The sequence below is a fragment of the Thermococcus sp. LS2 genome, from assembly GCF_012027375.1.
Taxonomy (GTDB): domain Archaea; phylum Methanobacteriota_B; class Thermococci; order Thermococcales; family Thermococcaceae; genus Thermococcus_B.
This window is the reverse complement of sequence record NZ_SNUI01000007.1, coordinates 20523-41117: the sequence shown is the minus strand read 5'-3', so window position 1 is coordinate 41117 and position 20595 is coordinate 20523. Positions and strand designations below refer to the sequence as shown.

21 protein-coding genes and 1 pseudogene are annotated in these 20595 nt (G+C 40.1%); 12 read left to right on the top strand and 10 right to left on the bottom strand.

Going from position 1 to position 20595, the window contains the following annotated elements:
* The first annotated feature begins 42 nt into the window (after positions 1 to 42).
* The 7 genes and pseudogenes from E3E24_RS09500 to E3E24_RS09470 all read left to right on the top strand — a co-directional run bounded on the left by E3E24_RS09500 (position 43) and on the right by E3E24_RS09470 (position 6187).
* Positions 43 to 1233: a cysteine desulfurase gene (locus E3E24_RS09500; RefSeq protein ID WP_167887081.1), complete on the top strand. Its 1191-nt coding sequence runs from the start codon at positions 43 to 45 to the stop codon at positions 1231 to 1233.
* Between the two features lie 36 nt (positions 1234 to 1269).
* Complete coding sequence (locus E3E24_RS09495) at positions 1270 to 1905, top strand: class I SAM-dependent methyltransferase (RefSeq protein WP_167887082.1); 636 nt, start codon at positions 1270 to 1272, stop codon at positions 1903 to 1905.
* A gap of 58 nt (positions 1906 to 1963) precedes the next feature.
* Positions 1964 to 2239 (top strand): hypothetical protein, encoded by a 276-nt coding sequence (locus E3E24_RS09490; protein WP_167887083.1) that lies wholly within the window; start codon positions 1964 to 1966, stop codon positions 2237 to 2239.
* On the top strand, positions 2239 to 3039 hold the full coding sequence (locus tag E3E24_RS09485) for a hypothetical protein (RefSeq protein ID WP_167887084.1): 801 nt from the start codon (positions 2239 to 2241) through the stop codon (positions 3037 to 3039). Before E3E24_RS09490 ends, E3E24_RS09485 begins: the two co-directional genes overlap by 1 nt.
* A 61-nt stretch (positions 3040 to 3100) precedes the next feature.
* Complete coding sequence (locus E3E24_RS09480; RefSeq protein WP_167887085.1) at positions 3101 to 3919, top strand: DUF835 domain-containing protein; 819 nt, start codon at positions 3101 to 3103, stop codon at positions 3917 to 3919.
* A 9-nt stretch (positions 3920 to 3928) separates the two neighbouring features.
* Positions 3929 to 4492: pseudogene (locus E3E24_RS12695) on the top strand (AAA family ATPase); the annotation flags it as partial.
* Between the two features lie 759 nt (positions 4493 to 5251).
* The gene (locus E3E24_RS09470; RefSeq protein WP_167887086.1) at positions 5252 to 6187 is read left to right on the top strand and encodes a DUF835 domain-containing protein; all 936 of its coding nucleotides are present in this window, start codon (positions 5252 to 5254) and stop codon (positions 6185 to 6187) included.
* Between the two features lie 57 nt (positions 6188 to 6244).
* On the opposite strand, the gene glmM is transcribed toward E3E24_RS09470, so the two are convergent.
* Both glmM and E3E24_RS09460 read right to left on the bottom strand, forming a co-directional pair.
* Positions 6245 to 7594 (bottom strand): phosphoglucosamine mutase, encoded by a 1350-nt coding sequence (gene glmM / locus E3E24_RS09465; RefSeq protein WP_167887087.1) that lies wholly within the window; start codon positions 7592 to 7594, stop codon positions 6245 to 6247.
* A gap of 75 nt (positions 7595 to 7669) precedes the next feature.
* Entirely contained in the window at positions 7670 to 8449 is a 780-nt protein-coding gene (locus tag E3E24_RS09460; RefSeq protein WP_167887136.1) for a BtpA/SgcQ family protein, read from the bottom strand.
* Between the two features lie 164 nt (positions 8450 to 8613).
* Between E3E24_RS09460 and E3E24_RS09455 the strand changes: the two genes are divergently transcribed.
* The gene (locus tag E3E24_RS09455; RefSeq protein ID WP_277346929.1) at positions 8614 to 8712 is read left to right on the top strand and encodes an SHOCT domain-containing protein; all 99 of its coding nucleotides are present in this window, start codon (positions 8614 to 8616) and stop codon (positions 8710 to 8712) included.
* 27 nt (positions 8713 to 8739) lie between these two features.
* Here E3E24_RS09455 and E3E24_RS09450 read toward each other — a convergent pair whose 3' ends face one another.
* Positions 8740 to 9477 (bottom strand): class I SAM-dependent methyltransferase, encoded by a 738-nt coding sequence (locus tag E3E24_RS09450; RefSeq protein WP_167887137.1) that lies wholly within the window; start codon positions 9475 to 9477, stop codon positions 8740 to 8742.
* Positions 9478 to 9579: 102 nt separating this feature from the next.
* On the opposite strand from E3E24_RS09450, the gene E3E24_RS09445 reads away from it, so the two are divergent.
* A complete protein-coding gene (locus E3E24_RS09445) occupies positions 9580 to 9792 on the top strand; it encodes a hypothetical protein (protein WP_167887088.1) in 213 nt (70 codons plus the stop codon).
* Here the strand turns inward: E3E24_RS09445 and E3E24_RS09440 are convergent.
* The 4 genes from E3E24_RS09440 to E3E24_RS09425 all read right to left on the bottom strand — a co-directional run bounded on the left by E3E24_RS09440 (position 9766) and on the right by E3E24_RS09425 (position 15357).
* Entirely contained in the window at positions 9766 to 11898 is a 2133-nt protein-coding gene (locus E3E24_RS09440) for an alpha-amylase family glycosyl hydrolase (protein ID WP_167887089.1), read from the bottom strand. The two genes, E3E24_RS09445 and E3E24_RS09440, sit on opposite strands and share 27 nt — an antisense overlap.
* Positions 11899 to 11939: 41 nt before the next feature.
* Positions 11940 to 12623, bottom strand: coding sequence for a DUF257 family protein (locus E3E24_RS09435; protein ID WP_167887090.1), 684 nt, complete (start codon positions 12621 to 12623; stop codon positions 11940 to 11942).
* Between the two features lie 65 nt (positions 12624 to 12688).
* A complete protein-coding gene (locus E3E24_RS09430; protein WP_167887091.1) occupies positions 12689 to 13993 on the bottom strand; it encodes a TldD/PmbA family protein in 1305 nt (434 codons plus the stop codon).
* The gene (locus E3E24_RS09425; RefSeq protein WP_167915937.1) at positions 13990 to 15357 is read right to left on the bottom strand and encodes a TldD/PmbA family protein; all 1368 of its coding nucleotides are present in this window, start codon (positions 15355 to 15357) and stop codon (positions 13990 to 13992) included. The genes E3E24_RS09430 and E3E24_RS09425 overlap by 4 nt, the downstream gene beginning before the upstream one ends.
* Positions 15358 to 15463: 106 nt before the next feature.
* Here E3E24_RS09425 and E3E24_RS09420 point away from each other — a divergent pair, with 106 nt between their 5' ends.
* Together E3E24_RS09420 and E3E24_RS09415 are read left to right on the top strand one after the other, a co-directional pair.
* Positions 15464 to 15982 carry a metalloregulator ArsR/SmtB family transcription factor gene (locus tag E3E24_RS09420; RefSeq protein WP_167887093.1) on the top strand — a complete coding sequence of 173 codons (519 nt, stop codon included), beginning with the start codon at positions 15464 to 15466 and terminating at the stop codon, positions 15980 to 15982.
* The gene (locus E3E24_RS09415) at positions 15975 to 16235 is read left to right on the top strand and encodes a hypothetical protein (RefSeq protein WP_167887094.1); all 261 of its coding nucleotides are present in this window, start codon (positions 15975 to 15977) and stop codon (positions 16233 to 16235) included. The genes E3E24_RS09420 and E3E24_RS09415 overlap by 8 nt, the downstream gene beginning before the upstream one ends.
* Here E3E24_RS09415 and E3E24_RS09410 read toward each other — a convergent pair.
* Genes E3E24_RS09410 through E3E24_RS09400 form a run of 3 tightly spaced genes read right to left on the bottom strand, consistent with a single transcriptional unit; the run spans position 16232 to position 18517 of the window.
* A complete protein-coding gene (locus tag E3E24_RS09410; protein ID WP_167887095.1) occupies positions 16232 to 16681 on the bottom strand; it encodes a universal stress protein in 450 nt (149 codons plus the stop codon). The genes E3E24_RS09415 and E3E24_RS09410 overlap by 4 nt on opposite strands.
* A gap of 2 nt (positions 16682 to 16683) precedes the next feature.
* On the bottom strand, positions 16684 to 17961 hold the full coding sequence (locus E3E24_RS09405) for an SLC13 family permease (RefSeq protein ID WP_167887096.1): 1278 nt from the start codon (positions 17959 to 17961) through the stop codon (positions 16684 to 16686).
* 10 nt (positions 17962 to 17971) lie between these two features.
* Positions 17972 to 18517, bottom strand: a complete 546-nt coding sequence (locus E3E24_RS09400) for a universal stress protein (protein ID WP_167887097.1) — start codon at positions 18515 to 18517, stop codon at positions 17972 to 17974.
* Between the two features lie 131 nt (positions 18518 to 18648).
* Here E3E24_RS09400 and E3E24_RS09395 point away from each other — a divergent pair, with 131 nt between their 5' ends.
* A complete protein-coding gene (locus E3E24_RS09395; protein WP_167887098.1) occupies positions 18649 to 20589 on the top strand; it encodes a S16 family serine protease in 1941 nt (646 codons plus the stop codon).
* The last annotated feature ends 6 nt before the right edge of the window (positions 20590 to 20595 follow it).

Below are 20595 nucleotides of genomic sequence, written 5' to 3'. Positions count from 1 at the left end.
TCCTTTATAGTTCCTTGAACGAGTTTTCATAGGTGGTTTGAAATGAGAATTCCAGAAGATGTTAGAAAGGACATCCCTCTTACACAAGAGGTCATTTACTTTGACAACACAGCTACAAGTTTAACCCCAATTCCAGTTGTTGAAGCCATGAACGAGTATTACCTCAAATACAGAGCAAACGTTCACAGAGGTGTTCACCGGTTATCCCAGATGGCGACACACAAATATGAGGAAGCAAGGAAAATTGTTGCAGATTTCATTGGTGCAAAGTTTGAGGAGATAGTTTTCACAAAAAACACAAGCGAGAGCTTAAACCTAGTTGCCCTTGGATTGGAGTGGAAGAAAGGCGACAAAATAGTAACAACACCTTATGAGCACCACTCTGATTTGCTCCCTTGGCAGAGGGTTGCAAAGAAGTATGGAGCAAAGCTTGAAATTATTGAAGGGGATGATGAGGGAAACCTTGATCTAGCAGATGCCGAGAAAAAGATTAAAGGTGCAAAGCTTGTTGCAGTTCAGCACGTTTCTAATGCTTTAGGAGTCATCCATGAGGTTGAAGAGATTGGAAAGATAGCAAAAGAAGAAGGAGCTATATTTGTCGTAGATGCAGCCCAAAGTGTAGGGCACATGGAAGTTGATGTGAGAAAGCTACACGCAGACTTTTTAGCTTTCTCTGGCCATAAAGGACCATTAGGACCAACAGGCATTGGAGTTCTGTATATTAATGAAGAGATGTTTGACATCTTTGAGCCCCCATTAATAGGCGGAGGAACCATTGAAGATGTTGATCTCTGCTGTTACAAGCTTACAGCTCCTCCAGAGAGATATGAAGCTGGTACTCCAAACATTGGTGGAGCAATAGGATTAGCGGCTGGAATTAAGTACATTGAAAAGATTGGGCTAGATAAAATCGAAAAGCAAGAGCATAAACTCGTCAAAAGAACAACTGAAGGTCTAACAGAGCTTGAAATTCCATGGTACGGACCGAGAAACTTGAAAAAACACGCTGGAGTTGTTAGCTTTAACGTTCCACCATTACACCCACATGATGTTGCTGCTATATTAGATGAGCACAACATAATGGTTCGCTCTGGACACCACTGTGCTCTGCCAGTGATGAAGCGCTTGGGAATTAACGGAACAGTAAGAGCTTCATTCCATGTCTACAACAGCATTGAAGAAGTCGAGACATTCTTGGGTGTCTTGGAGGAGCTCGTTAAAAGCTTGCGTTAGCTTTTTCTCTTTTAACATTAATTTGGGGAATTTAAAATGATAGAAGGAATTCCAGCACCAAGCGCTTACCTTTATAATTTCATGGTAAAGAAAAGGAGAAACTTCGACAAAAAGATAGCTGAAGGGGTAACCTCAAAAATAAAGGAAGGACGACTCTTGGACGTAGGGACTGGACCAGGAATTATTCCAATTGAAATAGCGAAAACAAACCCAAATTTGGAAGTGTGGGGAATAGATATCTCAAAAACAATGATAAAGCTTGCAAAAAAGAATGCAGAAAAAGCTGGCGTCAATAATGTGCGATTTGAAGTTATGAGCGTTTATAATTTGGAATTTCCAAACGAGCATTTTAATTTCATTATAAGTGTTGGAGCCCTTCATCATTTTAGCAACCCATTGAGAGCATTTAATGAAATGTACAGAGTTCTAAAATCGGGCGGAGAGGCATGGATTTATGACTTCATCACAGATGTTAGCAAGCAAGAACTCAGAGAGTTTTTGAAAAGCGTTAACTTCCCATACTTTCCTTGGGGAATTGGATTCAGACTTCATGGGTTGAAATACAAGGAATGGGTTGGAAGAATATTCCAAGCAGCCAAAAGAAGCAGCTTTGATGAATATGCACTGGAAAAACAAGGAGCTTTAATGAAGCTTATCCTAAAGAAAAGCTAGAGCATTTTGACATAAATCTTTTTATCGCTCCCCCCTAAATTTTATCGAGGTGATGCTCATGCTCATTGCAAAACCATGCACAAGTATGAAAGCCATAAACATAACTCCAGAGGAGAAATACAATGTTGATATGGAAGAACTCTGTGAGTGCTTAGCTGAGAAAGGATTTCAGATAAAGAGGGTTACACGATTCTTGGCTTTAGTTAAGAAAAAGTATGATATAAGTGTATTTCCAAGCGGGAAGATTATTGTAAAAGACACTGATGACAAAGATGAAGCATTAAAAATAGCAAAGGAGATTTATGAGTGCATGGAGCCATACAAGGTGGTTTAATGTTTACAAAAGAGTTCATTGCAGAAAAAATTAGGGAAATTCGAAAAAGGTATGGCTTTGAGGAGGTTCCCTTTTTTATTGATGAAGTTATCTATGACAGCGAAGGGGATAAGCTGTTCATCATAGCAAGAGATAGGAGCGACAAAAGTGCAATTATAGGCAACAGCTTTGTGATTGGAAAGCTTAGAGAAGAACTTGGAGTGAAACAAGTTACTGTATATTCCAAGCTTGACTTGCTGATTAAGAAAAAGAGGATTAAGGAAAACATTAGAAGAATTGAAAGCACGCATTTAGAGTTTCTAAAACCCATACTTGAAGCAGAGCTTAAATTTCCCCCAAGAAAATGGCCAGAGCTTAAGGATAATGGAGAAGCTTTAGTCTTCTTGAGCTTCAACGCTAAGGCCATGATTGGCTTTGCCGAAAAAGTTGGGTTAATTCCCGTGAAAGTTGGGATTAAATATGCCTTTCCGAAATGGGAGTACGAAACAATTGAAGGCTCACCAAAAGAAGTTCTATTTCCAGATGATGAAAAGTTGATAGAAATTGCAAAGGAAAAAGGTCTGAGGATTATAATTTCTGACTTTCCTTTTGATTTGAAGTTTAAAGAGGATATTGCACTTTTAAATCCTCTCCGATTTTTGCACATGGGGTTCTTTGAGGCGAAATATTTCTTTGGTTTTGAAAAGCCAGTAAATTTTGACAAAAATGCTTTAGTGAATTTTGTAATCAGCTATGTTTACGAAGGTCTTATGGAGTCAACTGATGGTGCGAACTTAATCTGGAGAGGCTGGAAAAGGTGAAATATCCAAACGGCAAAACTCTTTTAAGCCATTATTAATAAAGTTGTTAGGTGTTAAATAAATGATTGGTATATATGACGAGATAACGTTTGTCTCTGATGTCGTGAATTTCATATTCGTGCTGATAGTTTTTGTAGTCACATTTAGGTATCGACACGCTTTCGTGAACAAATTCCCATCCCTAAAGGGATTTTATTACACAATTCTAGTAAGCCTTGGGATAGCAGTCGTGGGTAATGTAATTGACGTTTTTGATAACTTAATAATCCAAGGACGTTATTTAGGGAGCCAATTTACAGATCAGCTAACAAGTTGGATATATGCAATAACAATAGCTTTCATAGGAATTGGTTGGATAAATGTTATAGTGAATATAGTAGAGAAATACAACCCGGTTCCAGTAGTCAGGGAGGATCTTGAAAAAACAGTGAAAGTTCATCTTGATTCAGGACTCTATATTTGCACCGATGAAAATAAATGCTATACCTATTTCAAGGCATTACTAGCTGAGCGTCCTGGGCTTGTAATTTCAAGAAATCCTCCAGAAATTGTCAGAAAAGCCTTGGGACTTAGAGAAACACCAATACTGTGGCTGACAAAGGTTGAAAGAAAAGACACTGTATACCCTACAAATCTCCCCTACCTAATGCAAACTCTTGTCAACTTTATGAAAAAAGAGGGAAAACCAAAGGTCATACTTCTAGAAGGTCTCGAATACCTTACTACTGAAAACGGCTTCAAAAGCATTTTTAAATTCCTAACGACTCTCAAAGATTACGCACTGGTAAACAACTCAATAATCATAATACCAATTGAAAGCAAAGCCTACGATGATAGAGATATCCATCTATTGCTAAGGGAATTCAAAGTTATAAGCTGAGGTGATAAAATGATTATCGGCGTCGTTGGAAAGATAGCAGCTGGAAAAACTACAATAGCAAAGTTTCTTGAAGAAAAAGGCTTTTGCAGAATTTCCTGCAGCGATCCCCTCATAGATTTGCTGACTCACAATGTTGATGCCTACTCCTGGATTCCCGAGTTGCCAGAAAAAGCCGAGCCGACGAGAGATAGGCTGATTGAATATGGGAGATATCTAAAGGAAACCTATGGAGAAGACATCTTAATCCGACTCGCTTTAGATAAGATGAGGCACTGCAGAAATGTTGTCATTGATGGAGTTCGTTCAAGGGGAGAGATTGAAGCTATAAAGCAGAGAGGAGGCGTTATTATTTACGTCGAAGCAAAGCCCAGGCTTAGATATGAAAGAGTAGTTAAAAGAAAAGCTAGAAAAGACAAAGCCATTAAGAGCTTTGAGGACTTTAAGAGAATGGACGACGAAGAGGAGAAGCTTTATCACACGAGCAAACTAAAAGATCTAGCAGATTTTGTGATTGTGAATGAAGGAACTTTGGAGGATTTAAGAAAGGAAGTTAAGAAGATTCTTGAATTTCTGAATACACTTATTGTTATTGCTCCCTGCCTCCTTAGTCCGTTCATCGTTTATAGGGGTCCAAAAGAAAAGGAATACAGGACAGCGTCAACTCTGATGGAGCTCTTTGGGAAGTATCATTATCTCAAGATTTTGGCTTATCCGTGTCCAGAGTTCTTACTGCTGGGCTTTCCAAGGGCACCTGCAAGCAAAGAGGTTTATGAAAAGCTCGGCATGAGAGAATACGCCAAGAGAGTTGCTGAGTTCATAGCTAAGAGCATCGAAGAAGAACAGCCCTCAAGGGTGATCTTTATCGGAGTCAAAGGTTCTCCAACATGCGGGGTATTTCACACAACTTCAAGCGACTCAGAAAAGTATCCCTATGAGAGAATAGAAGAGTTCAAAAAGCTCCCACGAGAGGAGAGGTTCAAAATTGCAGAGGAAATAGCTAAAGACTTCAAACTTGTTAAAGGCGATGGGATTTTGTTTGAGATTTTAAAAGCTAAAGTTGAGGGCATCTACTTGGAAATTGACAAAGATAATCTTGAAAAAAGTCTAAGCAAGCTGGACAATCTTCTCAAAAACCCATAGCCTTTCTTAAATTTTATAGTAAAGTTTAATATACCAAAAAACTCTATTTTTTTACATAATACTAACGCTGGTGAAAGATGTGAATATTGTTGTCATAAATGCCCTGTTTATAGTGGGGGCTATTTAGTTGCAGTTGCAATGTTCTTTTTTCTCAGAATGTATCTGAAGACTAAAAGGAAGTCGGTGCTTTTTATGGCCCTTGGGACGGCTCTCTGTGCTGTGAACATATACTTTGACTATACAGAGAATTGGGTTAGTGTTATTATCTTCAAAGCACTGTTCGTTTCTCTCTTTGCATATGGAGCTCTGAGGCTTGTTCAAGAGGAGAGCCTTCTTCCGGATTGTACTGTTCTGAAAATCCTTCCCGCTACACCCATAGCTGTTTCCCTATATTGGATAGCTTACCACCTATGGAGAGGTCTGCCTTTCACCCAGGATTCAATCTCAATCCCATATGCAATATCCGGCATCTTTCTCTTTTTAGCCAGCCTTTTCATGTATACAGCCAAAGAGATCTACCCCTCAGCCGCGCGAAAGCTGGCAATTATCATTGGAGGAATTGGCGTCAATGAGATAGTACATCCATTCATCAGAAGCTCAGACATAGGCAATCTGCTCCAATTTACAATTTTAATGTTAATCGCCCTCGGAGTTTACTACCTCAACAAACTCGGTAAAGAAGTTAGATTCAGAGGAATTCCCGAGGAAAAGCATCAAACTGAGATACTCATTGTGGACAGCAAAGAGTATTCTCAGCTGAAAAAGAGACTTGAAAATTCCGAAATTTTAATATTCACAAGAGAATACAAAGAGTTTCCGAAATTGTGGAAGAACTACTTTATATCCACGATAAACGGCGATAACGTAATCTCTCCTGTAAATCTGCCCAAGATTCTCGACCTATCAAAGAGGCATTTTGAAAATGCCCAAAAGAAAGGAGAAAGTGGAGTTGTGATAATTGACTGCATAGAATATCTCAACGAGTATAATGGCTTCAACACGGTTGTGAAGTTCCTAACGAGACTGAGAGATTTCTCTTTTCTGTATGGAGGGAATGTTTTCGTAAGCACGAGCAGAGATGTGTGGGAGAAAAAGGAATTTGCACTGCTTGAGACTCTGCTTAGATGAGAAGGCACAGCTTTTGCTTTTTCTCAAAATTGAAAAGACGAAACCTCAAACATATCTTTAAGCTTCCCTTATTGCTCTCTCCACAAGCTCTCTTGCTTTTCTCATTAGATCCTCTGCTTTCTCTTTTGTGCGAGCTTCAAGTGTAATCCTCATTATTGGCTCTGTTCCGCTCGGTCTAAAGAGGATCCACCAGTTAGAGTTTTCGATCCTCACTCCGTCTATGTCAATTAACTTTTCATATTCAAAGCTCTTCAGAGCTTCCCTTTCAATTATCTCCATAGCTTTTCTCTTTTTCTCGTTTGGACATGGTATCTTGGCTCTAAGCGTTACATATCTCGGCACATCTTTAGCCAATTCGCTCAAAGGCCCAAGCTTGTCAATCATCTCTAAGACCAAAGCCCCGGCAAAGATTCCATCTGGAGTGAGGTTCCATTGGGGCATTATCCAAGTCCCACTTGGCTCACCGCCAAAGACTGCATTTTCCCTAACTATGCCTTCCGCAACAGCAACGTCTCCAACTTTGACCCTAACGACTTCTCCCCCCAAGGGCTTAACGTAATCATCTAAAGCGAAGCCAGCATCAACCGTCGTAACTATCTTTCCTTTTCCAAACTTCCTCAGCATGTAGCCTGAGATTAAGCTCAGCATAATTTCATATTCAACAAAGTTGCCCTGATCATCAACGACGCCAATTCTGTCAGCATCTCCGTCATGAGCTATGCCCACATCAGCTTTCATGACTCTCACAGTTTTGGCAAGCCACTCAAGGCTTTTCGCATTCGGCTCCAGCTCACGGACAAAGTATCCGGAAGGATGAGCATTGAGGCTTATAACTTTGTTGCCGAGCTCCCTCTGAAGATACGGACTAACGAGAGAGCCTGCACCGTTTCCAGTATCAACAACAACAGTGTAGGAATTTTCAAGCTCAATTATATCCAAAATCCTTTTGATGTATTCCTCTTTTGGATCTGCATAGCTCAGCTTTCCAATTTCATTCCAAGCGACTTTCCTAAAGTTTTCACTCTCAAGGATTTTCTCAAGCTCATTCTCCATCTCACTCGTGTATGCCATTCCATTGGGCTGCCAGACCTTAATTCCATTGTATTCTGGGGGATTGTGTGAGGCCGTGATTGTTACTCCAGCATCAGCCTCATAGAGCTTTATCGCAAAGCCCGTTAAGGGAGTAGGAGAGAGACCAATATCAATAACATCAACACCAGTGCTTAGAAGACCAGAAATTAGAGCATTCTTGAGCATCTCTCCAGAAGTTCTGGTGTCCATACCAACAACAACTTTTCCTCCGCCGAGATAAGTTCCTAAAGCCTTTCCAACTTTTAAAGCAAGCTCTGGAGTCAGTTTTTCATTGACCACTTCTCTAATCCCGCTTGTTCCGAAGTATTTTCCCATCTCAATCACCCGATGAATGTAATTACAATTACAGAAAATCATAAAAGTTTATAAATAAAAAGGAGTGGAGTAGAATTACCAGTTTCTCAGCTCATTCGCAAGCTCCACTAGCTTCTTAGCCCTTCTCAGGTCAATATCATTCTTTGTTTTCCCATCTTTCTTAATCCATGTCCCTACTATGAAGCCATCAGCATATTTCCACAGCTTTGGAAGGTTGTCGTAGGTTGTCCCTGAGCCTACAATAACTGGAACTGGCGAAATTTCCTTTGCTTTTTTAAGTTTCTCCAAATTAACTTCACTACCCGTAGCCTTTCCGCTGATAATTACAGCGTCAGCCAAGCCTCTCTCAACTGTATCTCTCAATGCATCTTCAAATTCTCCGAAATGGTAGGCATGTTTAACATGAACATCTGCAAAAACCTTTATTTTACTTGGCAAGAGCTTCCTCAGCTTTGCCAGCTCATAGGCTATGCCTTCTATTATTCCCTGGTCAGTGTATGCAACCCCGCTTAAAACATTCACCCTTATGAAGTCCGCTTTCACAGCGTAGGCTATTGAGTAAGCTGCTATCCCATCGTTCCTCAAGACGTTTATGCCCAAAGGAAGAGAAACTTCCTCACGAATTGCTTTTGCAATGACACTCATCGCTGCTACCGTTATTTTTTCAACAGTCTTTGGAAAAGGCACATCATTGAAGTTCTCAACCATTACTGCATCAAAGCCCGCTTTTTCAAGCTTTTTAGCTTCATCAATTGCATGTTCCAATATTCCGTCAAAGTTTCCATCATAAAGATAAGAGCCTGGTAAAGGTTTGAGATGGACCATCCCAATGAGGACTTTTCGCTCGAAATTCATTATAATCACCGAAATTAGAAAGGGTTTAGGAGTAATTAAGCTTTACTAGATAAAGAAAAAAGGAAAAAGCACTAACATTTATCCATGAGCCTGTATATCCTAACAGAAACTGTGTAATCTTCGTTGGGATTTGGAGCATTGTACTGAGAGGCGCATCTTCAAGAATGAGGAAGCTTAAGAAGTTAAAAGAGCTCTACGATATGGGTGTTATAATCCAAGAGGAGTACGAAGAAAAGAGGACAAAGCTCTTAAGGAAGATTTAAGCTTTTCTTTTTAATCCAGAGTCATTTCTACTTTTTAGGCTTCTCAGCTATCACCATTATTTCGATATCGTCAAAATCTACTTTCCTCTTTCCCCATCTTCCAGCAGTGCCTCCCCAAATGGCTTTTACTTCAAACCCAACCATTTTGAACATTAAGTAAAGCTCTGTAGGGACGTAAACGCGTTCTCTAATCGGGATTTTTGTGCCATCAGGTGCCTCAATTTCTTCAAAGAACGTCATGGTGTTTGGGTCGAAAGTTCCTTTGGTTATGTCCTTGTTTGATGCCCCTTTAATTCTTGAAAGGGCACTTAGGGCAGTCAAAATAAATTTTCCACCAGGCTTTAGGGATTCATAAATATTCTTGAGTATCGCTAAGTCGTGCTCTATTGGGTCGTCACTTGAACCGATTAACGAAAAAGCACCTTCGCAGAGGCATATGGCAGCGTCAAATTCCTCCTCACGCTTAAACTTCGTAGCGTCTGCTTTTATGAACTCCACTTCAACACCTTCCTTTTGAGCTCGTTTTCTTGCTTCTTCAAGCATTCCTTGAGAAATATCTATTCCGGTTACTCTGTATCCTCTTTTTGCGAGTTCTATCGAATGCCTTCCGACACCGCAGCCAACATCCAATATTTTAGCTCCTTTTGGTAGCTGAAACTCATTTAATAAAAACTCCACTTCCTCTTTTGTGTATTTAGTAAACGGCTCTTTCAAGTAGTGACGTGCCTCTCTATCAAAAAAGTCTTCCCATTCATGTTTTTTCATTGTTATCACATCCGGAAGATTTCTTTTTTCGATAATTAAAAAGGTTTGTGGCATTTTAACATGGCCTGAAGCTTAATATACTTGTGAGGTCAAAGCAAAGATATGAACGAGAAACAGAAAAAGATCATTATCTTTCTAATGTTGTTCATCCTCACCGGGCCGTTCGCTTTTCTCTGGTTAGCAGCCCTTATGCATAAGGAAAAACCCAAAATTGAGATTGAACAACCCAAAGAAGAAACAAGAAAAGGGAAAGATCCATTTGAATGGAAGAGCATTTGGGACGAAGAATCAGCGCTTTTTGAAGAGGACTATTAGGGATAACATCAAAATTAAGCCCGTTCCACAGATGGATGTTGAGGGAGATTGAATTGTAGATCTTGTGATTGTTTGGGTGTAATTTGGAGTCGGTTCTGTCTTCGTTAGAATTATCGTTTTGTTGATTGATTTTCCGTAAAGAGTTACGTTTAAAGGCTCAAGCTTTTCCCAAGGTAAACCAGAGTATAAATCCACGCTAAAGCTTGTATTTACGGGAAGGCTGACAACTTGGAAATAATAGTCAGTTTTAGACCTCATCAGTGGAATTGGTTCGGCCAATTCGGAGATGTTGCCTTTAATCCATATCTGACCCGTCAAATTAGATGCATTTAAAACAAGCAAAAACGCTTCTTCGTTTCCACTTAAATATCGAAGCTTAACGCTGTTGCTTCTCTTTCCATTTGTTTCAACGTAAACATCAACCCAAGCTTTTTGAGTGTCCAGCTTGGGCATCCTAAAAACTATCATCTCATCGCTCCATTCAAGGACTTCTGCTCTTACTCCTTCAATAAACACCTTTCCACTTTTTCCAAATCCGGCTCCACCAAGAATAAGTTTCTGACCTGGTTGAGCGATATATGGAGTTATAGATCCAATTAAAGGTTTCTCTTGCTCACCCTCATAACTGAACACAAGCACTTTGTTTTTAGGGGCTGAAATTTCAGCTTTTCCATCTTTAACTTGCATCTTAACTCCATAAAGAACATCTCTGTAAATTCCGTCGCTCCAGTTTAAGCTGAGGGTTAAGTTTTTGCTGTCCACTTTGTTCACAACAACCAAAACCTTCTCGCTACCAAATTTTCTCTCAAAGATCCAAGTGTTGTAATCAGCATAAATCGTCTCAAAATCCCCATAAGCGAGAGCGTTGTTTTCTTTTCTGAGCTCTGCAAGAGTTCTGATTATTCTTGCAGCCTCTGTTTGGTTGTTAAATTCCATCATTGGCCTGTTATATGGATCACCCTTCCCCTCTTTGCTAACCAAGTAGCTTTCATCACCATAATAAATCACTGGAATTCCCGGCAACGTCATTACTAAGCTCAATGTCATGTGGTACCTATCGAGATTTTTACTTTCGCTTAGATATCTGGGCAAATCATGATTGTCGAGGAAGTTAACTGCCTTATTTGGATAAACGAAGTGAGAGTAATATTCCTCAAGCTCTCTTGCAAGAGTCTTAAGGCTTCCACCAAAGGCAAACGTCCTCACAATGTCGTTCCTTATTGGAATACTGAGCTGGGAAGAAACATTAGAATATTGATAAAAGTAGAACATGTCATCGTCTTTTTCAAAGTTAAGCTTGTAGTACTCACCAAAGATAAAGAGGGGCTCTTGCATGTACAAATGAGCATAGAACTGAGTCAACCAGCCTAAGTCAATGTGTTTGACTGCATCAATTCTAAATCCACAAACACCGCTCTGAACAAACAAACTCGCACCATCTTTGAGATACTCATCAACCCAAGGATTTAGCTGATTAAAGTCTGCCAGACCGAAAAGATTTCCATATTTAAGCTCAAATCCCTCCCACACCTTAATGTCACCATTGTGATGATAAACATCCTCTAGGCTTCCCGTATAGGGATTCAACGTTGCATTTTTGCCGTCATAATAGTAGTTTGTGATAAAAGTGCCATTGTCATAGAGGGAACCAAATTCACCATCAGTTGCTGGATTTGAATGATTCGGAACAAAATCAACGATTATGCAAATCCCTCTTTTCTCTGCTTCTTTAACTAGTGTTTTGAAAAGTTTCCAGTCTCCGAAATGCTCCTCTATTCTCTTATAATCTCTCGTCCAATAGCCGTGATAGGGAGCAGAGCCCGATGCCATACGATCTATATTGTCATTGATCGGGGATAACCATATCATTGACACTCCCAAGCTTTGGATGTAGTCAAGATTCTCAATTATTCCTTGTAAATCCCCACCCCAGTAAAGGCGATAATTCTTATGAGCTGGATCGTAAAAAGGCTGATTATTGCTCTTATTCCCATCGTAAAAGCGGTCAACCATTATCTGATAAATGACGCCTTTCTCTGGAATTCGATAGGCATAATTACTTGGCAATAGGAGAGCTAAGATTAACAAAATAATCAGCTTCCTCATTATATCACCAGAAGTGATAAGAAAAAAGAGCTTAAAAACTTTCACATCTTCTTAATCTCTTCAAAATCTATTGTCGCAATTTTCTCAAGAATGTCATTGTTTGCAGATTTGATAACCTTCAACTTATAGGTACTACCACTCCTTTCCCATTGCATAACCGATGTTGCAATCTCCTCAAATAGATAGAAAAGCTCTGGAAATTTGGCCTGCATTAGCTCTTTATTAACGAAATAAAATGCTATCCTAGTTTTGTTTCCAACGTATTTTGAGATGTTTTTGAGTAGCCTGATACCTCCCCCATATTCCTTTATTGAGTTTATCAAAAAGAGCTTGTAAATTCCCAATACAGGGTTATAGATCATCTTAGAGGGATGAACTTTTTCATAAACGTTTTCATAAACAGAGTTATAGTACTGAAAGTCTAAAGAATACCTTTCAATATCTATCTTTCCAATGATATTCCCCTCATTTCTATGGCCCCCTATCTTTATAATAGGAATGTCACTAAACTCGTCTATGGGGAGCCCTATAAGCTCTAACCGAGTCAGAAATTCTGGTAATGTATCAGCCGCATCATCAATAATCATTGGAATATCATTTTGTCTGCAATACTTCTCCATCACATATAGCAAGATTTCGGGGGATGATACGGAGGTATATTCAACAAGCACAGTCTCGCCAGCCCTCATTTTAGAAAAGATGAACCCAAATCCTTGCTCAGCCATCCGCTTACCACCGGAATTAATTTTTGAATTTGTAGTATAAATAGTTTACTCAAATTAACATAGCTTTATACAATTCTGCCAAAGGAGAGAATCCTTGGAGATATGAAACTGCCAATTTCCTCTTTCTCTTTCCCAACACTTATAATTGAGTTTATCAACTCGAAAATATTGCCCGCAAACATATTGTCTTTAAATGGCTTAACCTCACCATTTTCAATTATGTAGCCGAGCTCAACTGTCAGGGAAAAATCTCCGCTTACTGGATTCGCAGTGTGCTCCCCAAAAACGCGCTTTATAATAATGGCTTTCTCTAACTCCTCCAAATTTTCCCTTTTTCCATCAACAATCACATTGCTGTTTCCAATGTGCGGCGTTGTCCTAAAATCCCTCACAGCATTTCCCGTGCTCTCCGTGTTCATAAGCTTAGCATAAGTTTCATCAAAAAGAAAGCCCTTTAAAATACCGTTCTCAATTAGCACGGTTCTTTGAGATGGGTTCCCTTCGCCATCAAAGGAATAACTGCCAAGCTTTCCTTCAAGGGTTGCATCGTCTATCAGTGTAAAGCTTTCACTAGCAATCCTATCCTCCACCTTTGAAAATCTCGAGCGTCTGTGATAGACGTTGTCTCCATAGAGATTGACCATTAAAATGCTCATGAGAGAAGCTACTGCATGCGGCTCTAGGATAAGCTCTCCTTCGTATCCATCAATCTTTTTGGCATTATAGCTCAGCTCCACCTCTTCTAAAGCTTTTTCAAGTCCTACTGAAAATTCTCTCTCAAAGTCTGGCATCAGTCTAAATCCCTTATAGTAGCTTCCAATCCCGTTTTTTTCAGCTCTTTTGACGATGTGAATGCTGATGCTCAGTCCTGTTGTTTTTTCGCTTTTTTCTATCCCGTTGGAATTTGCTATTCCATCCGTGGACACTCCAAAAGCTAAACCCCCAGAAAAAGTGTACTCTTTTCCAAACTTTTCTTTGAGCTCTTTCTCCTTTTCAGTTAGGGAGAGAGCAGTTGCATAAGCATCATCAAAGCTCAGCTCTTCAATTCTCTTGTCATAGAGAGCTTTAACTTTGTTCTTCCCATTATCATCAGAAAATCCATGAAAAGGAACTTCACTAACCTTTGCAAGCTTTATTGTTCTGTTCACAAACCTTTCCAAAGTCGCTCTGTCGTGGTTTATCCCAGTGATGTATGAGAAGCCAATTTTCCCTTTATATCCAACCCTCAGTCCAATGCCTGAGTGGTATTTACGCTGAGCCCTCACCAGCTCACATCTCTCAATCTTAAAGGAGCTTCCTCTCCCTATTTCCCAGTAAATCTCCCACTCAACGTCCTTGTGATTGAGGATTTTAATTAATTCATCTATCATAGCAATCCACCCACCAAAGCTCTCGTCAATACATGAGGGCCGCCGTCATCAACAGGTACCCACTGGCCTTTTCCACAATAGCCTGGGAACTCAACTTTTAAGTCCTTACCAATAGCTCTGATATTTCTAAGAACGTCAAGGATTTTTCCTGATAATGCAACGTCCCTTATATGCGCTTTAATTTCACCATTTTCAATTAGATAGCCCTCTTTTGCTCCAAACATGAATGTTCCATTAGCGATGTCCACTTCTCCACCTTTATCTCCGATTAAATATAAACCACGCTTCACTTCACTGAGCATCTCCTCAAAGCTCCAATCACGAGGTTCAATGTACGTGTTGCTCATCCTAACTAAAGGCTGATAGTTGTAGCTTTGAGCCCTGCTGTGTCCATTTGGTTCCATATTGAGGTAGGCAGCTGTTTCCCTATCGAGGAGATATTCATTAAGAACTCCATTTTTGATTATTTCAACTCTTCTCGCTTTTATCCCTTCATCATCATAAATGTATGAGCCGAATTTTCCTTCTAAAGTTGGGTCATCAACAACCGTAAGCTCTTCAACAGCTATTTTCTCTCCAAGCTTGCCCTCTAAAATGCTCTCCCCATTCTTTATTGCATCACCTTCGCTTGCATGCCCTAAAGCTTCATGAATAAATACACCTGCAAGCTCTGGATCCATTATTACATCAAACTCTCCAGAAGGGGGCAGTTGAGCATTCAGCAGAGACTTTGCTTTTTCTTTCACAAAGATAGCCCAATGTTCCAAATCAACATTCTCAATTATTTCCCATCCTCCAGTCCCACCGAAGATTTTCCAATAACTCTGCATGTCGTTTCCCTTTTTAGCTGTTGCAGAGAAGCTGAGTCTTATTCTTGGAATTATGGTTTCAATTTCGCTTCCCAGCGAGTTAAAGTAGAACTGCCACTTTAAGCCATCGCCATAAGCTATCTTTCTGTTTACAATCTCTTCATCTGCTAACAGCTTATCCACAGTTTTTACGAGCTCAAGCTTCTCCTCTAAATCCACATCCATAAAGGACTTTTTCGTCTTAATTTCAGCTCGATCTTTTATTGGATCATCGAGATAAACTTTTGAGCTCCCTTTCATTAACTTTGCTATTTTCATTGCAGTCTCTACTGCCTTTTCTGCCCTCCTCATGTCGTTAGCCGAAGAGAACTCCCAAGCTCCAGAAAACGCTCTCACTCCAATTCCAATTTCCATATTTGAAGAAAGCTCCTCAAGGTGAGAATTCTGCATTTCTAAATGAGTGGCATTTATCTTCGCTATTCTCACTTCATAGTATTTGATCCCATATCTTCTCGCAAGTTCTTCTGCTTTTTTCATCAATCTCTCGACTTCCATGCATCTCACCTCACAAAAACGACACTCATCATAAACCCAAAATCAATTTATATTTCTTTTTATTCATAGAAAACTGTACCAAAAGTAGGATAAGGTAAGTGGTAGCATGACTCATAGGGAAGAGATACTGCAGTATATTCGCCAGAACCCGGGGATAACCTTTCGAAGGCTTGCAGATGAGCTCGGAATAGGCATAGGGAATCTGCAGTATCACCTCCATCAGCTGGAAAAGGAGGGCTTGATATTTTCAAAAAAGCTCGGAGGGAAAAGGTACATTTTCCCAAAAGAGTTTGAGAAAAAATACGAACCCTTACTGATAGCAATTTCAAATGAAACCCAGCGTAAAATACTGCTCTTGCTGGCTGAAAGAGACATGAATCAGCGGGAAATTGCCAAAAGATTAAAGCTGACGCAAGCAACGATAAACTACCACATGAACACTCTCAGCAAATTGGGACTGATCGAGAAAAGGAAAGAAGGTCGAAATGTAGTTTACAGCCTGAAATGTGATATTGAGGTCATAATAAGAGTGATTAGCGAGTACAGGCCAAAGCTATGGGATAAGCTGGCGGATAGACTTATCGATCTCATGCTGACTCTGAAAGGTGGTGAGGTGAATGATTGACATAATACTTGATGCTGTCATAGTAGGGTTTGCGCTGTTCCTATCCTTCATCTCATGGATAGCTTACAAAAAAAGCGGCATGAAAAGCATACTCTTTTTGTTACTCGCTTTCCTGCTGTTTGGAATCAAAAAGGCTTTAGAAAATCTCCACATAATAACTGAAGTGAATGAGGGAACTCTTGAAATTGCCGCAACGCTCCTTGAGTTAATAATACTGCTCTTGTTCTTCATAGCTGTGATGAAAAAAGATTAGCGGACTATCATCAGTGGCGGCTTTATTACCCCAGCGAGCTCCTCCAATAGACTTCCAATTCTAGTCTTCCCACTTTTTCCATAAGCCCCCATAACAACTAAAGTGTACTCTCCACTATTTGCTTCCTTAAGGATTTCATCCTTTGCAATGCCTTCTACTATTTTCATAGAGCAGTTAACGTTCTCTTCGTGGCAGAGTTCAAGCAAGCCAATCATTATCTCCTTAACGCTCCTCTTCATATCATGCCATATCTGCTCCTCGAAGTTCTTTATCTCTTCAAGTTTGTCGCTCCTCATGCTTAGGTTAAACGCAACGGCTCTTGCTTCTCTTTTATCAAGAACTGAAAACAAAATAATTTTGGCATTCTTTTTCTTTGCTATTGATATAGCGTGCAGAGCTGCCTTTTGGCTCCATTTTGAACCATCTATGAGTACTAGTATTTTCATCTTTACCACCCAATATATCTAATCCAGAGTATTCCAACACCTATAGCAACGGTTACGACCATTATGACCATGCCCACCTTTAAAAATTCTCCAAACGTTATCTTAATACCCTCTCTTTCAGCAATCCCAATGACAACGACGTTTGCAGATGCTCCAATTGCAGTTCCATTACCGCCCAAACAAGCTCCTAAGCTGAGAGCCCACCAAAGAGGATAAACATTCATTGAAGCTCCCATATGCTTTATCAGGGGTATCATTGCAGCTGTTAAGGGAATGTTATCCACGATAGCCGAGGAAAAAGCGGAAAACCATGTAATGACAAGCAGAGCTTGGCCTTGAGTATGAATATGAGTCAAAACCCATTCTGCAACTTTAGCTATCGTTCCCGTCTCTTCTAATGCACCAACTATTATGAACAGCCCTCCGAAGAAGAACAAAGCCGGCCATTCAATTTTTTCAAAAATGCCCTCCGGATCTTCCCGTGTCCATAACAATATGAGAGAAGCCCCAAGGAGAGCCACAACAGCAGGCTCTATGCCCAGCTTATCGTGGAAGAAGAACAAAGCGACAACAAATATAATTATAGCAACAGATTTCCTGAAAAGTCTTATGTCCCTAATTGCAGCTTTTTCGTTTAAGCCCCGGAGAGTTTGCTTTATCATGACCTTCTTCTTTGGTGTCACCTTAAGAGCATTGTTATATGCGAGGTATATTATCAAGACAGTTGCAATCAAATCAACCGCCGCTATAGGTCCCATATTAATCAAAAACTCATTGAAGCTCAGCTTTGCTGCAGAGCCTATCATTATGTTTGGAGGATCACCTATTAGAGTTGCAGTTCCGCCAATGTTGGAGGCAAAAATCTCGGAGAGCAAGAAGGGAACTGGATTCAAATCCATTAGGCGAGAAATGTAGAGAAGCATTGGAGTTAGCAATAGAACAGTTGTAACGTTATCAAGTACAGAGCTAACTATTGCAGTGACAACAGAGAACAGCAATAAAACCCTAATTGGACTTCCGTGTGCAAGCTTTGCAGTTTTTATTGCAACATACTCAAAAAGTCCGCTGTTTCTGGCGGTGTTTACAATAATCATCATCCCCATGAGAAGGAATAGAGTGTTTAAATCCAAATATTTGGGAACTTCCTCCCAAGGCACAATTTTCAAAAACAAAATTACCGATGCGCCAAGCATAGCAGCAACCGCTCTATGAATCCTTTCGCTAACTACAAGCGCATAGGTAAAGAGAAATACTGCAATTGCTATTGCCTCTTGATTCATTTCGGCCACCTCAATATATTATGACCGGAATACCAACATGCTGAACTATCTTTAAAACCACAGGGCTTAGGGGATGTGTTTTTGTGATTTCAGAGCCATAAGCTTTTGACAGTACGAGCATATCGTGCTTCTCGGCTAGCTTTATAACATCCTCACTTTTGTCACCAAAAAACAATCTGAGCTGCGTGCTTATGCTCAATTCCTCAAAATTGCCAGCAATCTTTTCAAGTAACGCCTTTCCATAGCTCTCTTCTTTTTTTCTGAATTCTTCGCTTGCTCTTCTTCCAAGTGTCTGCTCAATCATGTGGAACACCTGAGCATCAATGATATAGACCAGAAGTATTTTCGCTTCTTTATAAGCCGATAGGGTATCATAAACCCCAGTTGGAACTTCACTTATGAATCTGTCAAGGGGCATTAGAATAGACTTAATTTCTGGAAGCACCATTTCTTCTTCGGTTAACAAAAACTCTTTGTATTCTCTGAGAATACGCTCATACCTTTTTTCGGCAATGTTCTTGAACTTTCTCTGAATCAGCGATGAAAACAACTCCATCTATATCCCCTCAGCATTTCATTACAACAATTTAGGGATATTAAATTTATTTGGTGCACGTCTCTAAATTAGATTCATGAACCACAAGAGCTATTAAATTAAAAACCTTTTTGGATTTTGGAGGTGAGTAAATGAGAAAGCTATTCCCAATTTTGGCGTTAATACTCTTGCTTTCGCCTCTAGCTCTTGCTCAGTGTCCTGTAGAGGGACATACAGTGATCTTAAAGGCACCAGCAGTTTCAAAAACTGCCAACGGGGATTTGATAGGAGTAGCAACTGAGTTCGTAATTACAGTTGCCCCAGGAAGCGGTCATGTGTACGTTGAGACATGGCCATTAGCAGAGGTTGACATGCAGGCAAGCGCAAGATTAGCTGCTCAAGTTGCTGGCAGAGTTCTCGGAGTGGATATGAGCAAATATGATGTTTTTATCCAAGTTAAAGCAGATTCTCCAATTATTGGTGGTCCTTCTGCTGGAGGAACAATGACTGTTGGAATAATTGCTGCATTAAAAGGCTGGAAACTCAGGGACGATGTTATGATGACTGGAATGATAAACCCAGACGGAACAATTGGGCCTGTTGGTGGGATTTTGGAGAAAGCTTCAGCCGCTCACAGCGTCGGAGCTAAGCTTTTCTTAATTCCAGAAGGGCAAAGAATACAAGTTGTCCAAAAAACTGAACAAAAACAGATTGGACCTCTCGTTCAAATCACGACAAAAGAGGAAAAGGTAGATGTCGTTGAATATGCAAAAGAGAGATGGGGATTAGAAGTAAGGGAGATTAAGGACATCTATGAAGCAGTCTATTATTTCACGGGACATAAAATAGAGAAGCCCCAAGCCCCAGCAAACGTTAAGATTGACACGTCCTTCCTCAAAGAAGATGCAGAAAAGGATTACGAGAATACCACAAAATACTACAAACAAGTGGAGAAAAAGCTCAAAGAAAGTGATGTGAGCTACACAACTTATTCCTACCTCAAAGCAGCACTCGATGATGCAAGCAAAACCCTAAAAGATGCCAAAGAGGCTTTGGATTCAGGGATGTACTACACAGCTTTAAGCAAAGACTTTCAAGCGAGGATTATCATCAGACATGTTGATTGGTATTTAGATGTGCAGGATGAGAAGGATATTGAAAAGTTGCTCAACATGGTTAATGAGGATATAAAGGACACTGAAAATTACGTTTCTAACTTAACGATTAGAGGAACAACAATGCTCCAGGCAGTTGCCGCGAGTGAAGAGAGAATAGAGCAGGCAAAATCTCTTCTTAAGGATGCATGGAGCGATTACTACAAAGGGGATTATTGGAATGCAGTGAGTAATGCAGCATTTGCGTATGAAAGAGTTCAGACAGCAAAGTTCTGGGCAAAATTAGGCGAGAGATATGCAAAAGGCGATGTAATCAGCAGAGATGTTATCAAGGACACAGCGAGAGAATACTTAGACAACGCCCGCCTAGTAGTCACATACATAACCTCAATGTTTGGAGAAACCTTAATGCAAGGACTCGTTGATAAACTCAACCAAGGAGAGCAGTACTATGAAGATGGAAAGTACTCAGCTGCTTTATTCTCAGCAATGGAGGCAAGAATTAGAGCAGAGGTCATACTTGATACACTAGGAATAGACAATGAAACAGTACTAATGGACAAGCTTCAGCAGATGAAGGAAGATGCAAAAACTGCGATAGCAATAGCACAGAGCCAAGGAGTCTATCCAATTCTAGGAATGGCATATTATGAATTTGCCCAAAGCTATGAGAAGCAAGGAGGAATTGAGAACATCCAAACGGCCATGATCTTCTACCAATATGCAAAAGAAACTGCAATGATGTTCCTTCCAAAGACAACGCCAAAAATAACTGAGGAAACAACAACACCGCAGATAGCTCACCCAACACCAAGCTCAACCGCTACGCAAACTGATACACAAACTCAAACAACCGACACAGTCACAACGTCCACAATCCCTGTAAAAAGCGTTCCAACATCACTGCTGGGAGGAATTGGGGCATTAGGTGTTATTTTAGGTCTGATAATTGGAATTGTTGTTGGAAGGAGAGTTTGAGCTTTT

Excerpts from the sequence above, each read along its gene's own strand:
- E3E24_RS09495 (WP_167887082.1), top strand. The coding sequence starts at position 1,270 with ATGATAGAAGGAATTCCAGCACCAAGCGCTTACCTTTATAATTTCATG.
- E3E24_RS09405 (WP_167887096.1), bottom strand. The coding sequence starts at position 17,961 with ATGAATCAAGAGGCAATAGCAATTGCAGTATTTCTCTTTACCTATGCG.
- E3E24_RS09415 (WP_167887094.1), top strand. The coding sequence starts at position 15,975 with ATGATTGACATAATACTTGATGCTGTCATAGTAGGGTTTGCGCTGTTC.
- E3E24_RS09420 (WP_167887093.1), top strand. The coding sequence starts at position 15,464 with ATGACTCATAGGGAAGAGATACTGCAGTATATTCGCCAGAACCCGGGG.
- E3E24_RS09440 (WP_167887089.1), bottom strand. The coding sequence starts at position 11,898 with ATGAGGAAGCTGATTATTTTGTTAATCTTAGCTCTCCTATTGCCAAGT.
- E3E24_RS09480 (WP_167887085.1), top strand. The coding sequence starts at position 3,101 with ATGATTGGTATATATGACGAGATAACGTTTGTCTCTGATGTCGTGAAT.
- E3E24_RS09455 (WP_277346929.1), top strand. The coding sequence starts at position 8,614 with ATGAGGAAGCTTAAGAAGTTAAAAGAGCTCTACGATATGGGTGTTATA.
- E3E24_RS09395 (WP_167887098.1), top strand. The coding sequence starts at position 18,649 with ATGAGAAAGCTATTCCCAATTTTGGCGTTAATACTCTTGCTTTCGCCT.
- E3E24_RS09490 (WP_167887083.1), top strand. The coding sequence starts at position 1,964 with ATGCTCATTGCAAAACCATGCACAAGTATGAAAGCCATAAACATAACT.
- E3E24_RS09435 (WP_167887090.1), bottom strand. The coding sequence starts at position 12,623 with ATGGCTGAGCAAGGATTTGGGTTCATCTTTTCTAAAATGAGGGCTGGC.
- glmM (WP_167887087.1), bottom strand. The coding sequence starts at position 7,594 with ATGGGAAAATACTTCGGAACAAGCGGGATTAGAGAAGTGGTCAATGAA.
- E3E24_RS09445 (WP_167887088.1), top strand. The coding sequence starts at position 9,580 with ATGAACGAGAAACAGAAAAAGATCATTATCTTTCTAATGTTGTTCATC.
- E3E24_RS09460 (WP_167887136.1), bottom strand. The coding sequence starts at position 8,449 with ATGAATTTCGAGCGAAAAGTCCTCATTGGGATGGTCCATCTCAAACCT.
- E3E24_RS09485 (WP_167887084.1), top strand. The coding sequence starts at position 2,239 with ATGTTTACAAAAGAGTTCATTGCAGAAAAAATTAGGGAAATTCGAAAA.
- E3E24_RS09425 (WP_167915937.1), bottom strand. The coding sequence starts at position 15,357 with ATGGAAGTCGAGAGATTGATGAAAAAAGCAGAAGAACTTGCGAGAAGA.
- E3E24_RS09500 (WP_167887081.1), top strand. The coding sequence starts at position 43 with ATGAGAATTCCAGAAGATGTTAGAAAGGACATCCCTCTTACACAAGAG.
- E3E24_RS09400 (WP_167887097.1), bottom strand. The coding sequence starts at position 18,517 with ATGGAGTTGTTTTCATCGCTGATTCAGAGAAAGTTCAAGAACATTGCC.
- E3E24_RS09470 (WP_167887086.1), top strand. The coding sequence starts at position 5,252 with ATGGCCCTTGGGACGGCTCTCTGTGCTGTGAACATATACTTTGACTAT.
- E3E24_RS09410 (WP_167887095.1), bottom strand. The coding sequence starts at position 16,681 with ATGAAAATACTAGTACTCATAGATGGTTCAAAATGGAGCCAAAAGGCA.
- E3E24_RS09430 (WP_167887091.1), bottom strand. The coding sequence starts at position 13,993 with ATGATAGATGAATTAATTAAAATCCTCAATCACAAGGACGTTGAGTGG.
- E3E24_RS09450 (WP_167887137.1), bottom strand. The coding sequence starts at position 9,477 with ATGAAAAAACATGAATGGGAAGACTTTTTTGATAGAGAGGCACGTCAC.